Annotated in this window: 4 protein-coding genes; 3 read left to right on the top strand and 1 reads right to left on the bottom strand. The window is 60.9% G+C overall.

Annotated features, from left to right (window positions below; translation table 11 throughout):
• From QMX88_RS28710 to QMX88_RS28720, 3 genes are all read left to right on the top strand, one after another.
• Nucleotides 1-894: methyl-accepting chemotaxis protein (locus tag QMX88_RS28710; protein WP_282373626.1), on the top strand; the 894-nt coding region annotated here is incomplete at its 5' end.
• Between the two features lie 52 nt (nucleotides 895-946).
• A complete protein-coding gene (locus tag QMX88_RS28715) occupies nucleotides 947-1,756 on the top strand; it encodes a helix-turn-helix transcriptional regulator (RefSeq protein ID WP_192170869.1) in 810 nt (269 codons plus the stop codon).
• Between the two features lie 105 nt (nucleotides 1,757-1,861).
• On the top strand, nucleotides 1,862-3,259 hold the full coding sequence (locus tag QMX88_RS28720) for an NAD-dependent succinate-semialdehyde dehydrogenase (RefSeq protein WP_282373628.1): 1,398 nt from the start codon (nucleotides 1,862-1,864) through the stop codon (nucleotides 3,257-3,259).
• Between the two features lie 117 nt (nucleotides 3,260-3,376).
• Here QMX88_RS28720 and QMX88_RS28725 read toward each other — a convergent pair whose 3' ends face one another.
• Nucleotides 3,377-4,825: a M10 family metallopeptidase C-terminal domain-containing protein gene (locus QMX88_RS28725; protein ID WP_282373627.1), complete on the bottom strand. Its 1,449-nt coding sequence runs from the start codon at nucleotides 4,823-4,825 to the stop codon at nucleotides 3,377-3,379.
• Nucleotides 4,826-5,177 lie beyond the last annotated feature (352 nt).

Here is a 5,177-nt window from a genome sequence, read left to right on the forward strand (position 1 = left end):
CCGCTGGTGGGGTTCTCGACCTTTGGTGAAATTCTCGGCCTGAACCTGCACCAGACGCTCACGGCGATCTTCTTCTTTCGGGTGGCAAAAGGCGCGTCATTCACGGATGAGTATGTGGACAATTTCATCGCGCACTGTGGCGAATTCAAGGCGTTTTTCCTGCGCCGCCAGCTTAAGAAGATGGTGGGTTTGAATCACGTCATCGTGAAGCAGATCGAGGCGTTCAAGCTCAACGACTTCAACACCGCGCTGGACACCCGCGGGCTGGATACCAAAGTCCTTCCGGTCTTCGAAGGCCTTGCCGCACTGGGTCGGGTCCTTGCCCAGGCCGGTCAGCAGCAGGAAGAGATGTCCACGCAGATCAAGCACTACTCCGGCGAGCTGCACCTGTCGATGGACGATCTGGCCGGCACGATCGACCAGCAGAACACGGTCTCGACAAACGCCGGCAATACCGTTGTAGCGCTGGTCAGCCAGGCGGACGAAGCGGTGGTCGGCGCACGAGCCCTCGCGGAATCGAGCCTGCGTATCCAGTCCATCGTGCAGGTGATTCAACAGATCGCCGGCCAGACCAATCTGCTGGCGCTCAACGCTGCGATCGAAGCGGCGCGGGCCGGGGATCTGGGCCGAGGCTTTGCCGTGGTCGCCGACGAAGTGCGCAAGCTGGCGGAAATCACCCGCAAGAACGCGGCCGAGATCGGCGTCGACATTGACTTGCTCTCCAGCGAGATCCAGCGGGTGGCGCAGCAGATCGAGGACCAGTCCACCGGCGTCGGCGCGCTACGCGAAATGCTCGACTCACTGGAAAACTCGAACCAGGCCACCGAAGGCACGGCGCGGCGCACCAAAGCCATCGCCGATACCTTGACCGGCTTGACCCACGCCAGAGCTTGACCCACGATGCCCGTTTTCCGCGATCAACCAAAACGTGGACCACGAGCGAGTTATGGCAAAAAGACCTTCGATAGAGCAGCGGCGCGAATTCGGCAATTTTCTGTCCAGCCGACGGGCGCGCCTCGACCCGAACGATTTCGGCCTGCCAGAAGGGCCGCGCCGCACCCCGGGACTGCGCCGTGAGGAAGTGGCGGCGCTTGCCGGGGTCAGCGTCAGCTGGTACACCTGGCTTGAACAGGGCCGCGACATTCAGCCCTCGCCGGACGCGCTGCAACGGATATCCAAAGTCCTCAAGCTCGATCGTGTGGAGTCCGCGCACCTGTATGCGCTTTCCGCACTGGAGGTGCCGGTTGCTGCGACCGGCGGCGGGGTGACCGCCGGCCTGGAAATGCTGGTGCGCGCAATCAACCCCATTCCGGCGTATGTGCGCAACGCTCGGCTCGACATCCTGGCGTGGAACGACGCCATCGCCGAGCTGTTCGTCGACTACGGTTCGTTGCAGCCCCATGAGCGCAACACGCTGCGTCTGTTGTTTCTGTACATCCCTTACCGAACCATCATTCTGGATTGGGAGCAGATGGCACGTGGCATGATCAGTGCGTTTCGGGCATCGCGCGCGCTGGCCCAGGACAAGGCACCGTTCGACAGCCTGATCGAAGAACTCTCGTCCCTGAGCCCTGAATTCAAAGAGTGGTGGCAGGACACCGAGGTCAAAGGTTTCGAGGAGGGCCGCAAGCGTCTGCTGCACCCCATCAGCGGCCATATCGATTTCACCTACGTCGCGCTGACGCCTGAAGGGCGGCCGGACCTGTCGCTGGTGACCTACATTCCCCGCCACACTGCCTATGACTCACGGTCATAGGATAACAACACGCCTTCCTGGCTTATTCGGGCTTGCCTAGAGTGGCGGTCATCGCAGCGCACATGCGCTGCACCGACCGTCAACGAGGTAATCACGATGTCTGACTTGAGCCCGATCTCCGCCGCAAACGTCGCTACGTCACGCAACCCGGCCACCGGTGAGCTGATCGCCACTTACCCCTTCCAGACCCAGACCGACGTCGAGCAGTTGCTGGACGTGAATGCTGCTGCTTTTCGTCTGTGGCGCGCCACGCCGATGCGCGAGCGCGTAGCGGCCTATCGCCGTCTGGCAGACACCCTGCGTGGGCGCTCGGAGTCCTTCGCTGCGCTGATCACCGCTGAAATGGGCAAGACCCTGGCGGCGGCCCGTGGAGAAGTGGAGAAGTGCGCGGCCACGATCGAGTGGATTGCTGACAATGGCCCGGCGATTCTTGCCGATGAGCCCGTCAATGTAGGCAGCGACGACGAAGTACACGTGTCCTTCCTGCCGATTGGCACTGTGCTGGCGGTGATGCCCTGGAACTTCCCGCTGTGGCAGGTGATTCGTGCATCCGGGCCGATCATGCTGTCGGGCAATGGCTTCATGCTCAAGCACGCGCCGAACGTCATGGGCTCGGCTTACGCGCTGCAAGAAGCTTACGAGGCGGCAGGCTTTCCCAAAGGGCTGTTCACCAACCTCATCGCTGACAACGACACCGTGGCCCGCACTATCGAAGACCCGCGCATCGCCGCCGTCACCCTGACGGGCAGCATGCGCGCAGGTTCTGCCGTGGCAGCCACGGCGGGCAAGGCGCTCAAGAAGAGCCTGCTGGAGCTGGGCGGCTCGGACGCTTTCATTGTGTTGGCCGACGCCAATATCGACCTTGCGGTGAAAGCCGCCGTCGAAGCGCGGTTCCAGAACGCTGGCCAGGTCTGTCTGGCGGCCAAGCGCTTCATTCTGGAGGCACCGATCGCCGAGCAATTCACGCGTCAATTCGTTGCTGCGGTCGAGCAACTGAAAGTCGGCGACCCGCTGGACAGCGCGATCAACGTCGGTCCGATGGCCCGCGCTGATTTGCGCGATGAGCTGGATGGCCAGGTTCAACGCACTATTGCCGCCGGCGCGACGTTGCTGCTGGGCGGGAAGAAGATCGAAGGCCCCGGCAACTTCTACGCGCCCACCGTGCTGGCTGATGTGAAGCCAGGCATGGCCGCATTCGATGAGGAAACCTTCGGCCCCGTGGCAGCGATTACCATTGCCGCCAACGCCGAAGACGCCATCGTGCTGGCGAACACCAGTGACTATGGACTGGGCGGCAGCCTGTGGACCCAGGACATCCCGCGCGCACAACGCATCGCCCGGCGTCTGGAAACCGGCGGCGTGTTCATCAATGGTTTCCCGGCGACGAACGCGCGGATCCCGGTGGGCGGCGTCAAGAAGAGTGGCTACGGCCGCGAACTGTCCCACTTCGGCCTGCGTGAATTCACCAACGCCCAGGCGGTGTGGGCTAAAAGCGTTGACTGAGATTCAGTGAGCAGTATCAGCGTGGGCGTACGTTTGTATTCGCTCCTGCTGCAAAAAAAGCCGTCGCATTTGCGACGGCTTTTTCATGCCTGCCCTATTGGGATGGCGCTTCTGGATTCAGCCAATCGGGTGCAGGTCGGCAGGTGCCAGGCCCACCAGCTCGATGTGTGCAGTGTTCGCGTCAGCCACGATCAGGTTATCAGCGGTGAAAGTCTTGGCGACGTTCTTGTCGATACTGATCTCGAATCGGTGACCGTCAGCGTCCGCTTCGTAATCCTTCAGATAGGTACGGTGCGTGGCCGCGTCGTAGATCAACTTGAGGGTGCCATCGGTGCCGTCGCCCAGGCCGGTGTAACCCAGCGCTGACACATCGATCCGGTCCTGTGTGGCATCGAAGTTTTTGATGAAGTCCGAATTGCCCCGAAAGCTGTCGCTCTTCTCGACGTATCGAAAGGTGTCGACGCCGGTGTTGCCGACCAGCAGGTCATCATCACCGCCCCCGACAAGGATGCCGCCTGCGGCAGAGTTGGTGAACTCGTCACGGTAGTTGTCGCCGGTCAGCGTCTGGTTGGCGCGGTCTGCTGCAGAGTCCCCGGCAAAGGTGAACCGGTCCATGTCCTGCAGGCCAGTGAGCGGATACCGTTCGTATTGTGTCAGGTGCACCACGAAACGGTTGCCGTCTTCATCGGCCTCGAAGGATTGGGCAATCGCGTAACCCGCTTCGCTGTCGTAGCTGTAATTGAGGGTGCCGTTATAACCATCGCCCAGGCCGGTGAAACCCAGTGCCGAAACGTCCAGAAGGTCGCCCTCGCCAAGCTGGAAGTCGTGGATGAAATCGACACTGGAGTGTCCCGAGCTGTCGTTAACAAAGCTGTCGGTGAGGTGCTCGAAGGCGAAGGTGTTACGTGCATCGCCGCTGTACATCTCATCAGCGCCACCGCCACCTGTGACGATGTTGCCGCTTTTGGGAACGATCAAAAAGTCATCGCCATCGGTCCCGCTGATGACATATTGCTTTTCGCTCTCGTGATGTTCGCGGCCATTGCTTTCTGCCGTCAGGTCGTAACGCAGGGCGAAATTCTGCGTGCCGAGCTGAGCGGCGTGGTCGCCTTCCAGCCGGACTTCGAATGCCTGCCCCTCGGCGTTTTTGTCCAGCGAGCGAACATAGGTGACGTTCTCGTCAGCGTTGTAAGTGACCGCCAGATCGCCGTTGTGGCCATTGCCGACCCGCTCCAGCCCGAGGGCTGTCAGGTCAAGTACGTCATTGGATTGGAAGTTTTTGATCAGATCCGAGTGCGAGCCCTGTTTGTCGAAGTAACTGTCCGTCACTGATGTGTAGACGAAGGTGTTGCCGTAGTAATAGGCAGGATGGCTGATGAGGGTGTCGACGCCGGCACCGCCGTTATAGCGATCCTGTGCGTTGCTGAACGGATTGGGATCCCCTCCCTGACCGGTGAGGATGTCGTCGCCATCGCCTCCAAAGATGAAATCCCGCTTTGTGGTGCCCGTGAGGGTGTCGTCATCCGCCGTGCCCACGTAGCTGTCATACGTGCCATGAGCAGTCACGAGAACCGCCTCATCCGCTTTACTCTGCAGTGCTGTTTTCGTTACCTGAGCCATTTTTTTTCTCGCCGTAGAGGGTTTGGCACTGCGACCGCCGTGGACGGCAGATCCAGCTACAGCAGGCATTGTGAGCGTTCATCAATGCCGGCCATTGGCGTGGTAGACCCGTCAACGCCGCGTTTGTTTGATTATTCGTCTCGGTCCAGAAACGACAAAGCCCGACATAAAGTCGGGCCTGGGGTCGGGTTGAATCCGTTCATTACCAGTTCATGGCGGTTATCTCGGTGCGAAGGTGAGAAGCGGCGCCGGGTGCGCACACCCCGCCCCCCCGGCGGTGATCACGCCCGGGGTCTTA

The organism is Pseudomonas sp. PS02290 (genome assembly GCF_029960075.1).
Classification (GTDB): domain Bacteria; phylum Pseudomonadota; class Gammaproteobacteria; order Pseudomonadales; family Pseudomonadaceae; genus Aquipseudomonas.

What these genes read in the sequence shown, in the direction of transcription:
- QMX88_RS28715 (WP_192170869.1), top strand. Translation starts at nt 947, where the DNA reads ATGGCAAAAAGACCTTCGATAGAGCAGCGGCGCGAATTCGGCAATTTT.